Origin of the sequence: Nocardioides ungokensis (genome assembly GCF_013466985.1) — a bacterium.
Lineage (GTDB): Bacteria > Actinomycetota > Actinomycetes > Propionibacteriales > Nocardioidaceae > Nocardioides > Nocardioides ungokensis.
The window spans coordinates 1,546,542-1,563,700 of the sequence record NZ_CP059164.1; the positions used below are offsets into that span (position 1 = coordinate 1,546,542).

Annotated in this window: 17 protein-coding genes and 1 pseudogene; 10 read left to right on the forward strand and 8 right to left on the reverse strand. The window is 71.5% G+C overall.

Going from position 1 to position 17,159, the window contains the following annotated elements; all coding sequences use genetic code 11:
- Positions 1-13: 13 nt before the first annotated feature.
- Together H0S67_RS07665 and H0S67_RS07670 are read left to right on the forward strand one after the other, a co-directional pair.
- The gene (locus tag H0S67_RS07665; RefSeq protein WP_180936109.1) at positions 14-709 is read left to right on the forward strand and encodes a sensor histidine kinase; all 696 of its coding nucleotides are present in this window, start codon (positions 14-16) and stop codon (positions 707-709) included.
- On the forward strand, positions 697-1,347 hold the full coding sequence (locus H0S67_RS07670; protein WP_180936110.1) for a response regulator transcription factor: 651 nt from the start codon (positions 697-699) through the stop codon (positions 1,345-1,347). The genes H0S67_RS07665 and H0S67_RS07670 overlap by 13 nt, the downstream gene beginning before the upstream one ends.
- A gap of 9 nt (positions 1,348-1,356) precedes the next feature.
- Here H0S67_RS07670 and H0S67_RS07675 read toward each other — a convergent pair whose 3' ends face one another.
- The 3 genes from H0S67_RS07675 to H0S67_RS07685 form a co-directional block, all read right to left on the reverse strand.
- Positions 1,357-1,710 (reverse strand): alpha/beta fold hydrolase, encoded by a 354-nt coding sequence (locus H0S67_RS07675; RefSeq protein WP_180936111.1) that lies wholly within the window; start codon positions 1,708-1,710, stop codon positions 1,357-1,359.
- A 202-nt stretch (positions 1,711-1,912) separates the two neighbouring features.
- Positions 1,913-2,962 (reverse strand): AfsR/SARP family transcriptional regulator, encoded by a 1,050-nt coding sequence (locus H0S67_RS07680; protein ID WP_180936112.1) that lies wholly within the window; start codon positions 2,960-2,962, stop codon positions 1,913-1,915.
- 4 nt (positions 2,963-2,966) lie between these two features.
- On the reverse strand, positions 2,967-3,602 hold the full coding sequence (locus tag H0S67_RS07685) for a GNAT family N-acetyltransferase (RefSeq protein WP_180936113.1): 636 nt from the start codon (positions 3,600-3,602) through the stop codon (positions 2,967-2,969).
- A 173-nt stretch (positions 3,603-3,775) separates the two neighbouring features.
- Between H0S67_RS07685 and H0S67_RS07690 the strand changes: the two genes are divergently transcribed.
- Positions 3,776-4,270, forward strand: a complete 495-nt coding sequence (locus H0S67_RS07690) for a DUF7144 family membrane protein (RefSeq protein WP_219635552.1) — start codon at positions 3,776-3,778, stop codon at positions 4,268-4,270.
- Here the strand turns inward: H0S67_RS07690 and H0S67_RS07695 are convergent.
- The 3 genes from H0S67_RS07695 to H0S67_RS07705 form a co-directional block, all read right to left on the reverse strand.
- Complete coding sequence (locus H0S67_RS07695; RefSeq protein ID WP_180936114.1) at positions 4,174-7,062, reverse strand: cation-translocating P-type ATPase; 2,889 nt, start codon at positions 7,060-7,062, stop codon at positions 4,174-4,176. The genes H0S67_RS07690 and H0S67_RS07695 overlap by 97 nt on opposite strands.
- A gap of 43 nt (positions 7,063-7,105) precedes the next feature.
- Complete coding sequence (gene ppk2, locus H0S67_RS07700; RefSeq protein ID WP_180936115.1) at positions 7,106-7,969, reverse strand: polyphosphate kinase 2; 864 nt, start codon at positions 7,967-7,969, stop codon at positions 7,106-7,108.
- 117 nt (positions 7,970-8,086) lie between these two features.
- Positions 8,087-8,686, reverse strand: a complete 600-nt coding sequence (locus H0S67_RS07705) for a helix-turn-helix domain-containing protein (protein ID WP_180936116.1) — start codon at positions 8,684-8,686, stop codon at positions 8,087-8,089.
- Positions 8,687-8,777: 91 nt separating this feature from the next.
- Here H0S67_RS07705 and H0S67_RS07710 point away from each other — a divergent pair, with 91 nt between their 5' ends.
- The 5 genes from H0S67_RS07710 (at position 8,778) to H0S67_RS07730 (ending at position 13,571) form a co-directional block, all read left to right on the forward strand.
- Positions 8,778-9,704: an NAD(P)/FAD-dependent oxidoreductase gene (locus H0S67_RS07710; RefSeq protein ID WP_180936117.1), complete on the forward strand. Its 927-nt coding sequence runs from the start codon at positions 8,778-8,780 to the stop codon at positions 9,702-9,704.
- Entirely contained in the window at positions 9,701-10,384 is a 684-nt protein-coding gene (locus H0S67_RS07715) for a class I SAM-dependent methyltransferase (protein ID WP_180936118.1), read from the forward strand. The genes H0S67_RS07710 and H0S67_RS07715 overlap by 4 nt, the downstream gene beginning before the upstream one ends.
- 83 nt (positions 10,385-10,467) lie before the next feature.
- Complete coding sequence (locus H0S67_RS07720; protein ID WP_246355204.1) at positions 10,468-10,980, forward strand: SigE family RNA polymerase sigma factor; 513 nt, start codon at positions 10,468-10,470, stop codon at positions 10,978-10,980.
- 294 nt (positions 10,981-11,274) lie between these two features.
- Positions 11,275-12,135: a hypothetical protein gene (locus H0S67_RS07725; RefSeq protein ID WP_180936119.1), complete on the forward strand. Its 861-nt coding sequence runs from the start codon at positions 11,275-11,277 to the stop codon at positions 12,133-12,135.
- Positions 12,136-12,191: 56 nt separating this feature from the next.
- Positions 12,192-13,571: a TrpB-like pyridoxal phosphate-dependent enzyme gene (locus H0S67_RS07730; RefSeq protein WP_180936120.1), complete on the forward strand. Its 1,380-nt coding sequence runs from the start codon at positions 12,192-12,194 to the stop codon at positions 13,569-13,571.
- A gap of 34 nt (positions 13,572-13,605) precedes the next feature.
- Here H0S67_RS07730 and H0S67_RS07735 read toward each other — a convergent pair whose 3' ends face one another.
- Both H0S67_RS07735 and H0S67_RS26530 read right to left on the reverse strand, forming a co-directional pair.
- Positions 13,606-13,956, reverse strand: coding sequence for a hypothetical protein (locus H0S67_RS07735; RefSeq protein ID WP_246355456.1), 351 nt, complete (start codon positions 13,954-13,956; stop codon positions 13,606-13,608).
- Between the two features lie 25 nt (positions 13,957-13,981).
- Positions 13,982-14,227: pseudogene (locus H0S67_RS26530) on the reverse strand (winged helix-turn-helix transcriptional regulator); the annotation flags it as partial.
- 105 nt (positions 14,228-14,332) lie between these two features.
- Here H0S67_RS26530 and H0S67_RS07745 point away from each other — a divergent pair.
- Both H0S67_RS07745 and H0S67_RS07750 read left to right on the forward strand, forming a co-directional pair.
- Positions 14,333-15,784 carry an MFS transporter gene (locus H0S67_RS07745; RefSeq protein ID WP_180936123.1) on the forward strand — a complete coding sequence of 484 codons (1,452 nt, stop codon included), beginning with the start codon at positions 14,333-14,335 and terminating at the stop codon, positions 15,782-15,784.
- 173 nt (positions 15,785-15,957) lie between these two features.
- Positions 15,958-17,157 carry an aminomethyl transferase family protein gene (locus tag H0S67_RS07750; protein WP_180936124.1) on the forward strand — a complete coding sequence of 400 codons (1,200 nt, stop codon included), beginning with the start codon at positions 15,958-15,960 and terminating at the stop codon, positions 17,155-17,157.
- Positions 17,158-17,159 lie beyond the last annotated feature (2 nt).

Consider the following 17,159-nt stretch of genomic DNA (forward strand, 5'->3'; position numbering starts at 1 on the left):
CGAGGACCGGGCGTTGCTGCCGACCGTCGTCGGCGCGGCGGTGCTGGCCGTCGAGATGGCGCGCCTCCGCGTCGAGCTGCGTCGTCGTCTCCACGAGGTGGACGAGTCCCGGGCCCGGCTCGTCGCCGTGGCCGACGACGAACGACGGCGCATCGAGCGCGACCTGCACGACGGTGCGCAGCAGCGCCTGGTCTCCATCGGGTTGGCGCTTCGCCACGCCCAGCACCAGCTCGGCGCCGACCCGGACGAGGCGGGAAGGACCCTGGACGGCGCGGTGGTGGAGATCAGCGCTGCGATCGACGAGCTCCGAGCGCTGGCGCACGGCCTCCGCCCGACCCTGCTGGAGGCAGGCCTGGGGCCCGCCCTCCGGCAGCTGGCGACGCGGGCGCCGATGCCGGTCGAGGTGACGGCCAGCGCCGATCGTTACCCGGCGGAGCTCGAGGCGGCCGCGTACTTCGTCGCGTGCGAGGGGCTCACGAACGCCGTCAAGCACGCGCATGCGGGTCAGGTCAGGCTGCGGGTGGTGCGACAGGACTCCACACTCGTGGTGAGCGTCGCCGATGACGGCGTGGGTGGGGCCACCGCGGGGCGAGGCACGGGCCTGACCGGGCTGTCGGACCGGGTCGCGGCGCGCGGCGGCAACCTCCAGATCCTCAGCGTCACGGGACGTGGCACCACGCTCAGTGCGGAGTTCCCGTGCGTGTCGTGATCGTCGAGGACCAGGTGCTGCTCCGCGAAGGGCTCGCGCGGCTCTTCGACGACGGCGGCCACCAGGTCCTCTCGACCCTGGGTGACGGCAGCGCCGTCGCCGACGTCGTGGACGAACAGCGACCGGACCTGGTCGTCATCGACATCCGGATGCCGCCGACCTTCACCGACGAAGGTGCTCGCGCTGCCCGCGAGATCAAGGACCGGCACCCGGAGGTCGGGGTCCTGGTCCTGTCCCAGCACGTCGAGACCGAGCACGCCATGGACCTCGTCGGGCGGCCGGGGTTCGGCTATCTCCTGAAGGATCGCGTGCTCGCGGTCGATGACTTCCTGGAGACGGCAGGGCGGGTCGCCAGTGGTGGGTCGGCGCTCGACCCGACCGTGGTTGCCAAGCTGGTGATGCCTGCGGCCGGCAGCCCGCTGGCGCGGCTGTCCGAGAGGGAGCGCGGGGTGCTCGAGCTGATGGCCGAGGGGCTCACCAACACCGCCATCGCGCAGCGCCTGGTGCTCAGCCAGCGCACGGTCGAGACACACGTGCGGCACGTGTTGCTGAAGCTCGACATCGCCGAGAGCGAGGAGGGACATCGCCGGGTCCTCGCGGTCCTCGTCCTGCTTCGTGACGTGCACGACTGGCGCTGAGCCGAGTGCCTACCCGGCGTACCGGCGTACGTGCTCGACGACCGCCTCCTCGATCTGCTCCAAGGTCGCGGCCTCGGGCAGGTGCACCCGGCCGTCGAGCGGCACGAACGTCGCGTGGGGGAGGCCCGCGGCGAGGTCCTGGCTGCCGCGGACGGGGATCAGCGGGTCCCTGCTGTAGTGGAGCACCAGCGCCGGCGCCGTCACGGACGGGAGCAGGTCGCTCACGTCGTGGTCGTACATCGAGAGCAGGTAGTCGGCGGCGACGTCCGCTGTGGCGGAGTCCCGGAAGACCTTGGCCAGGTGCCAGGCGGCGTCGTCGCAGGCACCGGGGCGGTAGAGGTCGGCGAAGATCTTCGAGCCCATGCTTCCAGTGGCTGCGGACGATGTCGACCATCATCTCCTTCATGTGCTGGTCCTTGAAGGTCGACGGCGCGTCCGCGAAGGTGCCGAACAGCACCAGGGAGCTCACCCACTCGGGCCGCCGGGCGGCGACCGTGACAGCGATCGGACGGCCGCCGACATCGCGAGCAGGGACACGGTGGCCCGACCACCCGGACGATCTCCGTCAGCTCCTCGACGCTGGCCTCGCGGCCGTAGTCCCGCACCGGACCGGGGGAGAGGCCGGTGCCTGCGCGGTCGTAGAGGGTCGTCGACAACGTCCCGGCCAGCCGCTCCAGCAGCGAGGAACGGGGGTCACGCCCCGACGCGACCACGTCCAGGCTGGACACCCAGCCGAGCACCACCACGACGGGCGGTCCGGTGCCGGTGGTTCCGTAGGCCAGCACGTTGCCACGCTCGGTGCGCAGGTAGCGCACCTGCAGCCCAGGGAGGCCCGGGGGTGGGGTGCGCGGTTTCGTGAGCGCGGGGTGCGTCTCGACGACGGGGGTCCCGCAGGAGCTCGACCTGCAGGTCCTGCATGGCGCGCGACGGCTCCAGCCCGAGCCTCCTCGCCGACGAACGCGCGGTACTGCTGGTACTGGTCCAGGGCGTCGGCCGTGCGCCCCGCCGCCTGCAGCGCTCGCATGAGCGTGGCCCGGGCAGCCTCGTTCAGCGGGTGCGCGTGGGTGAAGGGCTGCAGCAGGTGGATCGCCTCGGCCGGGTCGCCGGCCGCGAGCAGGGCCTCGCCCAGCCGTTCCGTGGCGGTGAGCCGCATCTCCTCGAGCCGTACGGCGTCGACCCGGGCGATGTCGGAGTCCGCGAACCCGCCGTACGCCGGGCCCCGCCACAGCCCGAGTGCCCTCGCCAACGTGGCCGCCGCCTGCTCGGGCGGCTCGTCGCGCGCCCGCTGCACCAGCTCGGCGAAGACCGACGCGTCGAGGTCTCCGGGCTCGAGGACCAGCTGGTAGCCGTGGTCGCGGGTGCGCAGGAGGTGCCGGTCGCTCACCGCGCCGAGGTTCGCCCGCAGCTTGAACACCGCGCTGTGCAGGGAGGGGGCGGGCCGGTCCGGCGGCTCGTCCTCGCCCCAGAGCAGGTCGGTCAGCAGGTCCACGCTGACCACCTCGCCCACACGGGCGGCCAGGGCCGCGAGCAGCGCCTGGCGCCGGTGTCCGGGCAGTGCGGACACCGCGCCGCCTGCGTCCAGCAGCGTCACCGGCCCCAGCACTCCGACGAGCACGTCTCTAGTGTGCCGTCCCCGCGCAGGGCGCGGTCCAGACCGGTTCCGAGGAGTCCGGGGTGCTGCGCCGCGCGAGCGCCACGATCGCGTGGCGGTCGACGCGCGGGGGGTCGAGCAGGCGGAGCGGCGCGTTCCCCTCCAGGACCCCGCCCTGGAAGGACGTCTTGATGCCGAGCCTGGACAGCAGCCGCAGGGAGGGCATGTTCTGGGCGTGCACCGTCGCTGCCACGCGGCGGACCCCGTTGACGGCGGCCACGGTGGTGACCGCGTCCAGCAGGGCGAGGCCCAGGCCGCGGCGCTGGTGCTCGTCGACGACCTCGAGCGCGAGCTCAGCGGTGCACGGGTCCTCGTCGGTCCGGACGTAGCGAGCGATCCCGGCCGGGCGGTCGTCGACAGAGGCCAGCCAGGCGACGTGCATCAAACCGTCGGTCGCGGCGAGCGCCCGGACGAACGCCCCCGTCAGTCGGGGCGCCCCGACCAGGTAGCGGTTGGCGCGGGACGCCGGGGACATCCCCGCGAACACGTCCAGCAAGGGACCGGTCTCGCCGTCCTGGAGGGGCCGGAGCAGCGCCGTACCTCCGTCGGCGAGTGGGACTCGGACCGACGCCGGTCGGCGCCGGGCCAGAGGAAGCACGGTCATCGTGGTCTCCTGAGGTGAGTGGGGAGCGGACCTCCTCACCGTGCGCGGGACGCCTTCCCCGGCGCTTCCCGCCGGCTTCCTGTCGGCCGGATTCATCCTTGTCGGGTGACGCGGACGACCGCTCACGCGACGACGCTCGGGGGAGACCTACAGCCTCGACATCGGAGCGAACCATGAGCAGCAACCAGCTTGACCCCAGGAGCATGGCCGACGTCCAGACCGTCAGCCACTTCGCCGCACCGGGCTCGCCGGAGTACGAGCACGACTACCGGATGCGGCAGTCGGCTTGGGTGGCCTGGGTGAACTTCGCCGGGGTGATGCTCGTCCTCCTCGGCTCCTTCCACGTCATCGAGGGCCTGGTCGCGCTGTTCCGCGACGAGGTGTTCGTCGTCGGGCGGCAGGGGCTGGTCCTCAACGTCGACTACACCGCGTGGGGTTGGATGCACGTCGTGTTCGGCGTGCTCACCGTCCTGGTCGGCTCGTGCCTGCTCGCCGGGCAGATGTGGGCCCGGATCGTCGCGGTGATCGTGGCGGGCCTGAGCGCGCTCGCCAACGTCGCCTTCCTGCCCGCCTACCCGGTCCTGTCGGCCGTGATGATCGCGGTTGACATCATCGTGATCTGGGCGATCACCATCCACGGCGGCGAGCTGCGCGAACCGAAGGCCTGAGCGCGGCCGCCTGCGGTCACGCGGTGGCCGCGTCGGGCACGACGTCGGCGGGGGACCGCCTCGTGCGCACTGCTCGACCGGCGGCGGGCCAGCTCCTTCCCGAGCTCCCACCCGGCGAACAGCACCAGCGCGGGCAGGGCTCCGAGGAGCCACTGCCGGCTGGTGAGGTCCGCGGTGCCGAGCAGCGACGTCAGCAGACCGCCACGTGCGATCAGGATCGCCAGGGCGACCTCGACCAGGGCCGTGATGTTGAGCGCCCTGTTGTCGAAGGTCTCCACGGCCAGGATCGTCGCCTTCTCGTCGCGGCTCTCGAAGGCCGCGACCACGAGCATGAGTGAGAACGCCACGAGGCCCATGGTGCTGGCGGTGTCGATGTTGTCGTACCTGCTCTTCGCCGCCACGACCACCAGGTCGATGGCCAGTGACATGAACACTCCGGCGAGCCCCACGGTCGTCATGACGGCCGGGCTCATGATGGAGGCCTCGCGGGGCCGCGGCCGGCGCTTCATGAGCCCCGGGGTCTCCGCGTCCAGGCCCAGCGCGATGCCGACCGGCGCGGTGATCAGGAAGTTGATCCACAGGATCTGGACGGCGGAGAACGGCTGCCCGTCGGCGATGTCGAAGAGGCTCGCCACCAGGAACGTCACCACGTAGGTCACCAGCGCGACGAGCATGAAGCGGATGTACTTCAGCATGTTGTCGTAGAGCTTGCGGCCCTCCGAGACGGCTCGCACGATCGTGGCGAAGTTGTCGTCGGTGAGGATCATCCGACCGGCGTTCTTCGCGACCTGGGTCCCCGTGCCCATCGCGATGCCGATGTCGGCCGCCTTGATCGCGGGGGCGTCGTTGACCCCGTCGCCGGTCATGGCGACGACCTCGTCCCGCTTGCGGAGGGTCTCGACCATCAGCACCTTGTGCTCGGGGGCGACGCGTCCGACCACGCCGATGTCGTCGATGCGGGCCAGCCGCTCGTCCTCGGACATCGCCGCCAGGTCGGTGCCGAGGACGGCCTCGCCGGGGATGCCGAGCTGCCTGGCGACCGCCGCGCCGGTGACCACGTCGTCGCCGGTCACCATGCGCACCCGGATGTTGGCCTCCTGGGCGGACCGGACCGCGTCCAGGGACTCGGGCCGGGGAGGGTCGATCATCCCGACCAGCGCGGTCAGCCGGAGGCCCTGGACCATGGAGAGCAGGTCACCTTCGGGATCGAAGCCCTCGGGGTCGATGTCCTTCGTGGCCGCGGCCATGATCCGCAGGCCGTTGCTGCCCAGCCGCGCCATCTCCTGGTCCGCGCGGCGGTTCTCCTGCTCACCCCAGGGCACGGTCTCGCCCTGGGCCAGGGCGCTGGTGGACCGCCCGATCACCGCGGGCGCGGCACCCTTGACGAAGACCCGGACGACGGGCTTCCCGGACTCGTCCCTGGCCTCGCAGAAGGCAGCCATGAGCTTGTACGTGGGGTCGAACGGCAGGGTGGCGAGCCGGGGGTGGGCTTCCTGGGTGCCCTCCACGTCCAGCTTCACCTTGTGCCCCAGGACCAGCAGGGCACCCTCGGTGGGGTCTCCCACGACCTTGCCCTCGACCAGCTTCGCGTCGTTGGTGATCAGGAACGGCAGGATCGCCGGTTCGATGGTGTTCGTGTTGCCGGCGACGTGCTGGACCTCGCCGTCGAGGCCGTAGCCCGTCCCGGTGACCTTGTAGCGGTCCGTCGGGTCGATCACCTCGACGACCGTCACCTGGTTCATGGTCAGGGTGCCGGTCTTGTCCGAGTTGATGGCCGAGGTCGAGCCCAGGGTCTCCACCGAGTCGAGGCTCTTCACGACCGCGCCGTGCGCCGCGAGCTCCCGGGACCCGCTGGAGAGGATGACCTGGAGGACGGTCGGCATGGCCATGGGCACGGCTGCCAGCGCGAGCGCGATCGCCGTCGTGAAGATCGTCTGCGTCGAGTCGCCGCGGGCGATCCCGAGGGCGAACATGATCGCGATCGTCAGCCCGGCCGCCGCCGCGATCCACAACGTCAACGTGTCGAGCTGCCTGGTGAGTGGTGTCTTGAGGTTGGGCGCGGACTTCAGCATCCCGGAGATGTTGCCCACCGCAGTGCCGGCGCCGGTCCCGGTCACGATCATCACGCCGCTGCCGTGCGTCACCGGGGTGTTCATGAACGCCATGTTCGACTGGTCGCCGAGCACGGGGTCGGGCTCCGTGATCACCTCGGTGCTCTTCGAGGCGGGGACGCTCTCGCCGGTCAGCGCGGACTCGTCGATCTGCAACGAGGTGGCCTCGACCAGCCGTCCGTCGGCGCACACGTCGTCACCCGCCGTGAGCAGGACGACGTCGCCCGCCACCACCTGGTCGGCATCGACCTGGACCTCGGTGCCGTCGCGGCGGACCCGTGCGGAGGTCTTCAGCATCGACTGCAGGGCGTTCATGGCGCTCTCCGCCTTGCCCTGCTGGCGCAGGCCTCCCAGCGCGTTGAGCGCGGTGATCAGGAGTACGGCGAGGCCCGTCGCGAACTGGCCGATCAGGAGCGAGGCGACCGCAGCCCCGACCAGGATGATCTGCATGTAGGACCGGTACTGGGCCAGGAACAGCCGCCACCCCGGCGGCGGCTCCTCGGCGGGAAGCGCGTTCGGACCATCCGTCCTCAGCACCTCCGCGGCCCTGGCTGCCGAGAGGCCACCGGCCGGATCGACGTCCAGCCTCCGCGCGACCTCGTCCGGCGCGAGCGCATACCACTTCGCGGTCGCGCCGGCCGGTGCCTCACCCGTGCCTGACGTCACGGCCTCGTCCGTCATCGCCACTCCTCTCGGTGAGTCGTTCGTGTCCGCGTACGTCGCCCTAGAAGGCGGTCGGGACGTGGCGCAGCGGAAGGTCTGGTTCGTGGTACCCGCGCGGGCTGGGCTTCTTCGGCATCGACACGTCCCGGGGCGGGAGCGGTTCGTACGGGACCTGGCTGAGCAGGTGGGAGATGATGTTGAGCCGGCCCCGTCGCTTGTCGTCGTTGTCAACGACGAACCACGGCGCCCATCCGGTGTCGGTGGCGGCCAGCATCGTGTCTCGCGCCCGGCAGTAGTCGTAGTGCCGGCTGTAGGACTTCAGGTCCGTGGGGGAGAGCTTCCAGATCTTGCGGGGGTCCTCGATCCGGCTCTCGAGCCGCCGGGTCTGCTCGGCGACGCTGACGTTGAGCCAGTACTTGATCAGGATGATCCCGTTGTCGACCATCGCCTTCTCGACCCCGGGCACCTGCTCGAGGAACTTCTCGGTCTGCTCCGGCGTGCAGTAGCCCATGACCGGCTCGACGCCGGCGCGGTTGTACCAGCTGCGGTCGAAGATGGCGACCTCGCCGGCCGCGGGGAAGTGGGCGATGTAGCGCTGGATGTACATCTGGGACTTCTCGCGCTCGGTCGGTGTTGGCAGGGCGATGTGCTTGAACACCCGGGGACTCGTGCGTTCGGTGATCCTTCGGATCGTGCCGCCCTTGCCCGCCGAGTCCATCCCCTCGAAGACGAGGCAGAGCTTGGCGCCGGAGGACTTGACCCACTCCTGCATCGCCACCAGCTCACCCTGCAGGCGACGCATCTCCTTCTCGTACGGCTTCCTCTTCAGCTTCGGTCGGGAGGCGTCGCCGGCGGCTGCGGGAGACGAGGAGTCCGACCGCGTCGACCCGCGCGACCTCCCGGACTTCCTGGTCTTCTTGCCCATGGCCCCGTCCCTCCCCGTCCCTCCCCGGACGTCGCCGCACCACGCCCATCGTCGGTCAGCGTCAGACTAGGTCTCCGGTCCGTCGCGCAACTCATCCCTCAGGGATGGCGACTCGGGTCAGCTCGGCTGGCGCGGCCGCGCGGTGGAGCGGGCCCGGATGTGCATCCGCTCGCCCTCTCGACCGAAGATCGACAGGAACTCCACCGGCCGCTCGTCAGCGCCTCCGAACCAGTGCGGCAGCCGGGTGTCGAACTCGGCCACCTCGCCCGGCTCGAGCACGACGTCGTGCTCGCCGAGGACCATCCGGAGCCGGCCGTCGAGCACGTAGAGCCACTCGTAGCCCTCGTGCGTCTGCGGATCCGGCTCTCGTCGCTGCCTGCCCGACGGGATGGTCAGCTTGTAGGCCTGCAGTCCGCCCGCCCGTCGGCTCAGCGGGACCATCGTCATTCCGCCGCGGGTGACCGGGCGCTGCCGCACCCTCGGGTCGCTGGGGGCGGCCACCTCCACGAGGTCGTCGAGGGCGATCCCGTGAGCGCGTGCGATCGGCAGCAGCAGCTCGAGGGTCGGCTTGCGCCCGCCGGACTCCAGCCGCGAGAGCGTGCTCACCGAGATGCCCGTGCTCGACGCCAGGTCGGCGAGGGTCATCTCCTTCTCCAGGCGCAGGGCCCGCAGGCGGGGACCCACGGCGCCCAGGACGCTGTCCACGGTCGGCTCCATGGGGAGAGTTTGCCATATCGGCAACAAGGCTTGTCGTCCTGCGCATCGCTCGCGCAGAGTGGGGCGCGACGGAACGATCGAGGGAGAGCGCATGGACTACGACTACGACGTGGTGATCATCGGGGGTGGCGCCGCGGGGCTGAGCGGGGCGGTCGCGCTGCTGCGGTCCCGACGGCGGGTGCTCGTCGTGGACGCCGGCTCGCCGCGCAACGCACCCGCGGACGGCGTCCACAACCTGCTGACCCGCGACGGGCTGCCGCCGCTGGAGCTGGTCGAGCTGGGACGTGACGAGGTGCGCGGCTACGGCGGCGAGGTGCGGGAGGGGCGTGCGACCTCGGCGGCACCGCTGGGCGAGGGCTTCGAGGTGCGCCTCGACGGCGGTGCGCTGGTCACCGCCCGCCGGCTGCTGGTCGCCTCGGGGCTCGTCGACGAGCTGCCACGGCTGGAGGGGTTGCGTGAGCGCTGGGGACACCAGGTCCTGCACTGCCCCTACTGCCACGGCTGGGAGGTCCGCGACCAGCGGGTCGGTGTGCTCGCGACCGGGCCGACTGTCGTCCACCAGGCACTGCTGTTCTCGCAGCTGAGCGACGACGTCGTCGTGCTGGCGCACTCCGCGCCGCCGGGCGAGGAGGACCGCCGCCGGCTGGCCGCCGCGGGGGTGCGGATCCAGGAGGGCGAGGTCGTCGCCCTGGAGGGTCCGGCCGAGGGGCTGGAGGCCGCCCGGCTGGCTGACGGCACCCGGGTCCCGCTCGACGCCTTGGTGGTTGCACCGCGCATGCTGGCCCGCTCGGCGGTGCTGGACTCGCTGGGCCTGTCAGCGGAGGAGCATCCGTCCGGGATGGGGGAGCAGTACCCGAGCGGCCAGATGGGCCGCACCGACGTGCCGGGCGTGTGGATCGCGGGCAACGTGGCCGACCTGTCCGCGCAGGTCGTGGGCGCCGCCGCGGCGGGCACGATGGCGGGCGCCGCCATCAACCTGGACCTCATCGAGGCCGACCTCGCCGAGCGGGTCTCATGAGCGGGGCGCACGAGCACCACCACGCAGGCGGGGACGCGTCCGACCCGGCCGCGACGCCACTGTGGGACGCGGCGTACTGGGACGAGCGGTACGGCGCGTCCGAGGCGCTGTGGAGCGGGCACGTCAACGCGATCGTCCGCGACGAGACCGGGCAGCTGTCTCCCGGCCGGGCGCTCGACGTCGGCTGCGGCGAGGGCGGCGACGCGCTGTGGCTGGCCGGCCACGGTTGGGAGGTCGTCGGTGCGGACGTCTCGCGGGTAGCGCTCGACCGTGCGGCGTCGCGGGCCCGCGAGACCGGCCTGGACGGGCGGACCACCTGGGAGCAGCGCGACCTGCTGGCCTGGACCCCGCCGGCGGGTGCCTACGACCTGGTGTGCGCCGCGTTCATGCACCTCCCGACGACCGAACGGCGAGAGGTGTACGCCGGTCTCGCCGCGGCTGTCGCGCCGGGCGGGACGTTCCTCGTCGCCGCGCACCACCCGAGCGACCGCGACGTGGTGCCCCGCCCGCCCCAGCCGGACCTGTTCTTCACCGCCGAGGAGCTGGTCGCCGACCTCCGCGACGGGCCGGGGTCGTGGGAGGTCGTCATCGCCGAGGCGAGGCCGCGCACCGCTCGGCACCCCGATGGCCACCAGGTCACCGTGCACGACACCGTGCTGCGCGCCCGCCGGACCTCCTGAGACGGGGGCCGGACCGACGCAACCTTCCGCGGCTCGCCGGAGTCAGAGTGGGCAGAAGGGGGAGGTGTCCGATGATGCACACCGTGACGAGCAGCGCGACGGCGCCGACGTTCGAGGAGTACGCCGCCGCGACCTGGCCGTCGCTCTACCGCTACGCCTACCTGCTGGCCGGCAACCACGCCGACGCCGAGGACGTCGCCCAGCAGACCCTGATGAAGGCGTACGCGTCGTGGGCTCGCGTGCAGGCCTCGGACTCGCCGACGGCGTACGTCCGCCGGATGCTCACCAACACCTACCTGTCACACCGACGACCGCAGGGGCGACGGCTCGAGCTGCTCACGGACGCCCCGCCCGAGCCGGTGCACGCGTCGGTCGGGGGGCCCGAGGAACGCATGGCGCTGTGGCCGCACGTGAAGTCGCTGCCGCCGCGCCAGCGTGCGGTGATCGTGCTGCGCTACTACGAGGACCTGAGCGAGCAGGAGATCGCCGACGCGCTCGGCTGCTCACGGGGGAACGTGAAATCCACTGCACACCGCGCCCTGAAGGCGCTGCGAGCCGCGATGGGCTCGGACGACACGGACGGGAGGGAGGACTGACATGTTCACCGATGTCGAAGAGACCCTGAGCCGGGAGCTGCGCGAGGTGGCCGACGGCCTGCCGATCCCACCCCTGCCGCGCTGCCGGAGCAGGCGCCCCGGCCGTCACGGCACTGGCAGCCGCTGCTGGTCGCCGCCGCGGTCGTGCTCGTCCTCGCCGGCGCATTCGTCGCCGTGGCAGGCACGCGGGGTGGTCACGATCCGCAGCCCGCACCGCCGGCGCCGAGCCGGACGGACTCGGGCCGGACGGACTCGGACCGGCCGATCCCGACCAGCGCGCCGACCGTGCCCTACGTGCTGGACCAGAAGCTGTACGTCGACGGCACGCAGGTGCCAGGCACCTGGTGGTCGGTGCAGTCCGGTGGCGCGGGGTGGCTCGCGCTCCGCACCGACAACACCTGGTGGTGGGGGCGAGGAGCCGAGCCGACGGCGATCGAGGCGCAGCTGGACGTGCCCCCGGTCCTCTCGCCCGACGGGAAGTACGTCGGTGAGGTGGTCGACGACAACGGGCAGGGCACGTTGAGCGGCTTCGGCACCGGGGCCGGCGGGGAGGGGCTCGGCGGCGTACCGATCGACCTCGGCGACCAGCAGGACGGCAGCACCGTCCGGGTCCGGGGCGTCACCGACGACGGTCGGGTGATCGCCCAGGGCACGAAGACCGCCGTGCTGTGGCTGCCGCTCGTCGACAACAGCACCGTGGACCTGACCCGGACCGCACCGGGGCTCCAGGTCCTGGGCAACACCCCGGCCGGGTTCATCGTGAACGACGGGGCGGACGGCGCGGTCGACGCCACGGTCGGAGCTCCCTACCTCGCGACGATCTCCGACGCCGGCGCGGTCACCCGGGTCGGCCCGGTCCCGAACCACGACGACCTCAGCGTCAGCCCCGGCGGGACCTGGCTTGTCTGGACGCCGGCCGGGACCACCGGCGGCGAGGTCACCGCGATCCCCACGCTCGAGACACAGGCCGTGGACGGCACCCAGCAGGCGACCCTGGCCGCGCCGGACGGCTGGGGGTTCCAGGTCCGCGCGTGGGCGTGGGAGGACGACGACCACCTGGTCTCCCCGGTGGTGCGTGACGGCGGCGACGGCGCCGAGCGGATGGCCCGGTGCAGCGTCCGGTCGAACCGCTGCGTGCTCGTGGACAGCCACTGAACCGGTCCTGTCACTAGGCTCGAGCCGAACGGTCGTCACAAGCCGCAGGAGGCGTCATGTCGCAGGTGCCGCAGCACAAGTTCCAGCTCGACGAGAGCCAGATGCCCACCCGCTGGTACAACGTGCTGCACGACCTGCCGACGCCCCCGCCGCCGGTGCTGCATCCGGGGACCGGGCAGCCGGTCGGGCCCGAGGACCTCGCGCCGCTCTTCCCGATGGACCTGATCCTGCAGGAGGTGTCGACCGAGCAGTACGTCGACATCCCCGACGAGGTGCTCGACGTCTACCGGTTGTGGCGGCCGAGCCCGCTCTACCGGGCGCACCGGCTGGAGAAGGCGCTCGGGACTCCGGCGCGGATCTACTACAAGTACGAAGGGGTCTCGCCCGCCGGCTCGCACAAGCCGAACACGGCGGTGCCCCAGGCGTTCTACAACGCCAGGGCCGGGGTCGAGCGGCTCACCACCGAGACCGGGGCCGGCCAGTGGGGGACGGCCCTGGCGTTCGCGTGCGCCCAGTACGGCCTGGGCTGCGAGGTCTGGCAGGTGCGGGCGTCGTACGACCAGAAGCCGTACCGGCGGATGATGATCGAGACGTTCGGCGGCACCGTGCACCCCAGCCCGTCGGAGCTCACCGCGGCCGGTCGCGCGATCCTCGCCGAGCACCCGGACTCGACCGGCTCGCTCGGCATCGCGATCAGCGAGGCGGTCGAGGTGGCCGCCCAGGACCCGACCACCAACTACGCGCTGGGCAGCGTGCTCAACCACGTGCTGATGCACCAGACGATCATCGGCGAGGAGGCGCTGCTCCAGCTCGCGCAGGCGGGGGAGACCCCCGACCTCCTCGTCGGCTGCACCGGCGGCGGGTCGAACTTCGGCGGCCTGATGTTCCCGTTCCTGCGGGAGAAGTGGGCCGGCCGGATGAACCCGACCGTGCGGGCCGTGGAGCCGGCCGCGTGCCCCTCGCTGACCCAGGGCACCTACGCCTACGACTTCGGCGACACCGCGGGCATGACGCCGTTGATGAAGATGCACACCCTGGGCCACGACTTCGTGCCGGACCCGATCCACGCCGGGGGCCTGCGCTACCACGGGATGAGCCCGCTGATCAGCCACCTGTACGAGACGCGCGAGATCGAGGCGGTCGCCAAGCCGCAGACCGAGTGCTTCTCTGCCGGCGTGCTCTTCGCGCGCACCGAGGGCATCGTGCCCGCCCCCGAGCCCACCCACGCGCTCGCCGCCGCCGTCGAGGAGGCCCTGCGCTGCAAGGAGAGCGGCGAGGAGAAGGTGATCCTGACCGCGCTGTGCGGCCACGGCCACCTCGACCTGCCCGCCTACGACGCCTACCTGTCCGGCAGGGTCGTCGACCACGCGTGGGAGGACGCCGACATCCAGGCCGCGGTGGCCGAGGCGCTCGCCAAGCTGCCCACGCTCGCCTGAGGTCGACCGGCGAGCGCGTCGAGCGTCCTGACGGCTACGACGTGACCGGCGCGTCCAGGCGCGGGGGAGCAGCGGCGACCAGCCGTTCGAGCAGGTCGCGGTCGCCGGTCACCGTCACGGCGTCCAGCCGTTGCTCGACGAACATCGCGTAGAGGGCGGCGGGGTCTGCCTCGACCACGACGTCGGGGTCGTCGACCGGCGCGCGGCGTACCTCGCCGTCGACCAGTGAGGCGACCTCGTCACCGACGCGGAACTCGAAGCTGCCCGCAGGCGCCACCGCCGCCAGAGCGATGTCCAGGGCGTTGGCCACCCAGCCGTCGAAGAGGCCCGACCCGGGCGTGGGCGGGCCGAGGGAGCGGGCACCCCAGAGGGCGAGCTCGCGCACGACGGTCGCAGCGCGCGCCGTAGTCGGTCAGCTCGTAGATCCGTGAAGCCGCGGGTGGGGGCAGCGTGCGACGGCTGACCACGCCATGTGTCTCGAGGTCCCGCAGCCGGGTGGCGAGGATGTTGGTCCCGATCCCGGGCAGGCCCTCCACGAGGTCGGTGTAGCGCCTAGGGCCGTGCATCAGCTCGCGCACCACGAGCAGCGACCAACGATCGCCGACCAGGTCCAGGGCGTGCGCCATCGGGCAGTACTGGTCATACCGCTTTGCCATGCCAAAACCTTACCACAAAATGACTAATTGCATGTCGATGCTTCCAAAATGAAAGCGAGAGTGCCTACCGTCGTTCATCTGACTACGAAATTGAAAGGAAAGACGATGGTCCACTCCGACCGCCGCAAGTGGTTGGCCCTCGCGCTCCTGTGCCTGGTCCAGTTCATGGTCGTCCTCGACATCGCGATCGTGAACGTCGCACTGCCCTCCATCCAGCTCGATCTCGGCTTCTCCCAGGACAACCTCCAGTGGGTCATCAGCGCCTACGCCCTCGTGTTCGGCGGCTTCCTGCTGCTCGGCGGGCGCGCGGCCGACATCGTGGGTCGACGGCGGATGTTCCTCATCGGCATCGTCGTCTTCACGGCCGCCTCGCTCGGGGCCGGTCTGGCCTGGTCGGAGTCCTCCCTGATCGCCGCACGTGCCTTCCAGGGCCTGGGCGCCGCGATCATCACCCCGGCTGCCCTGTCGATCCTCTCGACGACGTTCGTCGAGGGTCGTGAGCGCAACATCGCGCTCGGTGCCTGGGGCGCCGTCGGCGGCTTCGGTGCCGTGGCCGGCGTCCTCCTCGGAGGAGTGCTCACCGACGCGCTCAGCTGGGAGTGGATCTTCTTCGTCAACATCCCGGTCGGAGTCATCGGCTTCGCGCTGGCCCCGGTCCTCCTGCACGAGAGCCGCGACGCACGCGTCCAGCGCTTCGACCTGCCCGGCGCGGTCCTGGTGACCAGCGGGCTGTCCGGCCTGGTCCTGGCGATCACGCAGGCCGGCCAGCACGGCTGGCTGTCGGCACCGGCGCTCACGGTGTTCGCCCTGTCGGGGCTGCTGCTGGCCGGGTTCGTCGCCTGGGAGCTGCGCCACCCGGACCCGCTGATGCGCTTCGGGATCCTGCGGACGCGGACCGTCAGCGGGGCCAACGTGGCCGGGTTCATCCTGGGGACCGCGCTGTTCTCGATGTTCCTGATGCTGACCCTCTACATGCAGCAGGTGCTGGGCTACTCCGCCATGAAGTCCGGCGTCGCCTACCTCGCCGTGGCCGGTACGGCGATCCTGTGGTCGGCCGTGGCCGGCCAGCTGGTCACCCGCGTCGGCGTGAAGCCGGTCATGGTCGTCGGCATGGCGATGCTGACCGCGGGCCTGGTGTTCTTCACGCAGGTGTCGCTCGCGGGGTCCTACCTCGGCGACCTGCTGCCCGGCTTCCTGCTCATCGGGGTCGGGATCGGGTTCTCCTTCGTCCCCATCTCGATCGCCGCGCTGGCCGGGGTGCGCCCGACCGAGGCGGGGCTGGCGTCGGGGCTGATCAACACCTCCCAGCAGATCGGCGGCGCGCTCGGGATCGCGGTGCTCTCGACGATCGCGAGCTCGCGGACGGAGAGTGCGGTGGCGTCGGGCACGCTGCTGCCCCAGGCGCTCGTCGACGGGTTCTCCTCGGCCTTCACCGTCGGTGCGTTCGTCGCGGCCACCGGCGTGATCGCCGCCCTGACCCTGATCCGGCGCCACGAGCTCGAGTCCGTGGCCCCCGAGGTCGTGGACGTGGACGAGGCGCTCCCCGACGCCGCCTGAGCGGTCCGGCCCCGGCGCGACCTCTTGCCCCTCCCGGAGGGCCATCGAGGGCGCGTCGGGGCAAGGGCGTGTCTCTGGTCGAGCCCGGCCCGGGGGTCGGTTCCTCTCGACGGTTGACTGAACGTTCAGTAATCTCGGAGTGTGCTCACGCGCGAGCACGGGGAGGTCGACCCATGATCACCACGACTCCGTTCCACGAACGGCTCGACCAGCTCAACGAGACCGGGCTGTGGGGCCACTGGTCCGGCTACCTGTCGGCCACGCGCTACTGCTCCTCTGCCAAGCACGAGTACTTCGCCGTCCGGAACAGCGCGGGATTCTTCGACACCTCCCCGTTGTACAAGTACCGGATCGTCGGACGTGACGCCGAGCGGCTGCTCGCCGGGGTGATGACCCGCGACATCCGGCAGTGCCGGCCCGGCAAGGCGCAGTACACCGTCTGGTGCGACGACCGCGGGTTCGTCCTGGAGGACGGCGTGGTCTTCCGACATTCCCAGGACGAGTTCCTGCTCACGGCCGCCGAGCCGAACCTCGGCTACTTCAGCGACCTGGCCGGGCGGCTCGACGTGTCCCTCGAGGACGTCACTGACGAGCTCGGGATGCTGGCCGTTCAGGGCCCCCGCTCGCGGGCGATCCTCGCAAAGATCGCGCCGGGCGTGGAGGAGCTCGGCTACTTCGAGCACACCGACGCCAAGATCGGCACCACGCCGGTGACCGTGTCACGGACCGGCTACACCGGCGACCTCGGCTTCGAGATCCGGGTCGCCCGCGACGACGCGCTCCCGGTGCTGGACGCCGTGATCGCGGCGGGGGAGGGTCACGGGCTACGGCCGTTCGGCGAGCAGGCGCTGCTGATGGCCAGGATCGAGGCCGGTCTCGCCCTGATCGGCGTCGAGTTCTCCTCGAGCCGCTTCGCGTACACCGACCACGAACGCGTCACGCCGAAGGAGCTCGGGTTCGGCTGGATGCTGCACGGCATCGATGACGAGACCCGGCCCTTCATCGGCCGCGACGCCATCCGGCGCGAGCTCGCGGAGAAGACGTCGCGGTGGGCGACGGTGGGCCTGCTCCTCGACTGGGCCGACCACGACCGGGTCTACGTCGCGGCCGGCCTGGTCCCGCCGAAGGACGAGACCCCGGTCGAGGACGAGTTCATGCTCTACGACGACGCCGGCGCGCGGATCGGCTACACCACGAGCCAGATGTACTCACCCGTGCTGCAGCGCCACATCGCGATCGCCCGGGTCCGGCCCGACCTCGCCGCGCTCGGCACCCGGGTCGACTACGAGCTGACCATCAACCACGAGTACCAGACCATCGCGGCGGAGGTCACCCGCCTCCCGTTCTTCAACCCAGCCCGAAAGACGGCCTGAGC

What these genes read in the sequence shown, in the direction of transcription:
- H0S67_RS07690 (WP_219635552.1), top strand. Translation starts at nt 3,776, where the DNA reads ATGAGCAGCAACCAGCTTGACCCCAGGAGCATGGCCGACGTCCAGACC.
- ppk2 (WP_180936115.1), bottom strand. Translation starts at nt 7,969, where the DNA reads ATGGGCAAGAAGACCAGGAAGTCCGGGAGGTCGCGCGGGTCGACGCGG.
- H0S67_RS07710 (WP_180936117.1), top strand. Translation starts at nt 8,778, where the DNA reads ATGGACTACGACTACGACGTGGTGATCATCGGGGGTGGCGCCGCGGGG.
- H0S67_RS07715 (WP_180936118.1), top strand. Translation starts at nt 9,701, where the DNA reads ATGAGCGGGGCGCACGAGCACCACCACGCAGGCGGGGACGCGTCCGAC.
- H0S67_RS07750 (WP_180936124.1), top strand. Translation starts at nt 15,958, where the DNA reads ATGATCACCACGACTCCGTTCCACGAACGGCTCGACCAGCTCAACGAG.
- H0S67_RS07745 (WP_180936123.1), top strand. Translation starts at nt 14,333, where the DNA reads ATGGTCCACTCCGACCGCCGCAAGTGGTTGGCCCTCGCGCTCCTGTGC.
- H0S67_RS07675 (WP_180936111.1), bottom strand. Translation starts at nt 1,710, where the DNA reads ATGGGCTCGAAGATCTTCGCCGACCTCTACCGCCCCGGTGCCTGCGAC.
- H0S67_RS07705 (WP_180936116.1), bottom strand. Translation starts at nt 8,686, where the DNA reads ATGGAGCCGACCGTGGACAGCGTCCTGGGCGCCGTGGGTCCCCGCCTG.
- H0S67_RS07730 (WP_180936120.1), top strand. Translation starts at nt 12,192, where the DNA reads ATGTCGCAGGTGCCGCAGCACAAGTTCCAGCTCGACGAGAGCCAGATG.
- H0S67_RS07695 (WP_180936114.1), bottom strand. Translation starts at nt 7,062, where the DNA reads ATGACGGACGAGGCCGTGACGTCAGGCACGGGTGAGGCACCGGCCGGC.
- H0S67_RS07685 (WP_180936113.1), bottom strand. Translation starts at nt 3,602, where the DNA reads ATGACCGTGCTTCCTCTGGCCCGGCGCCGACCGGCGTCGGTCCGAGTC.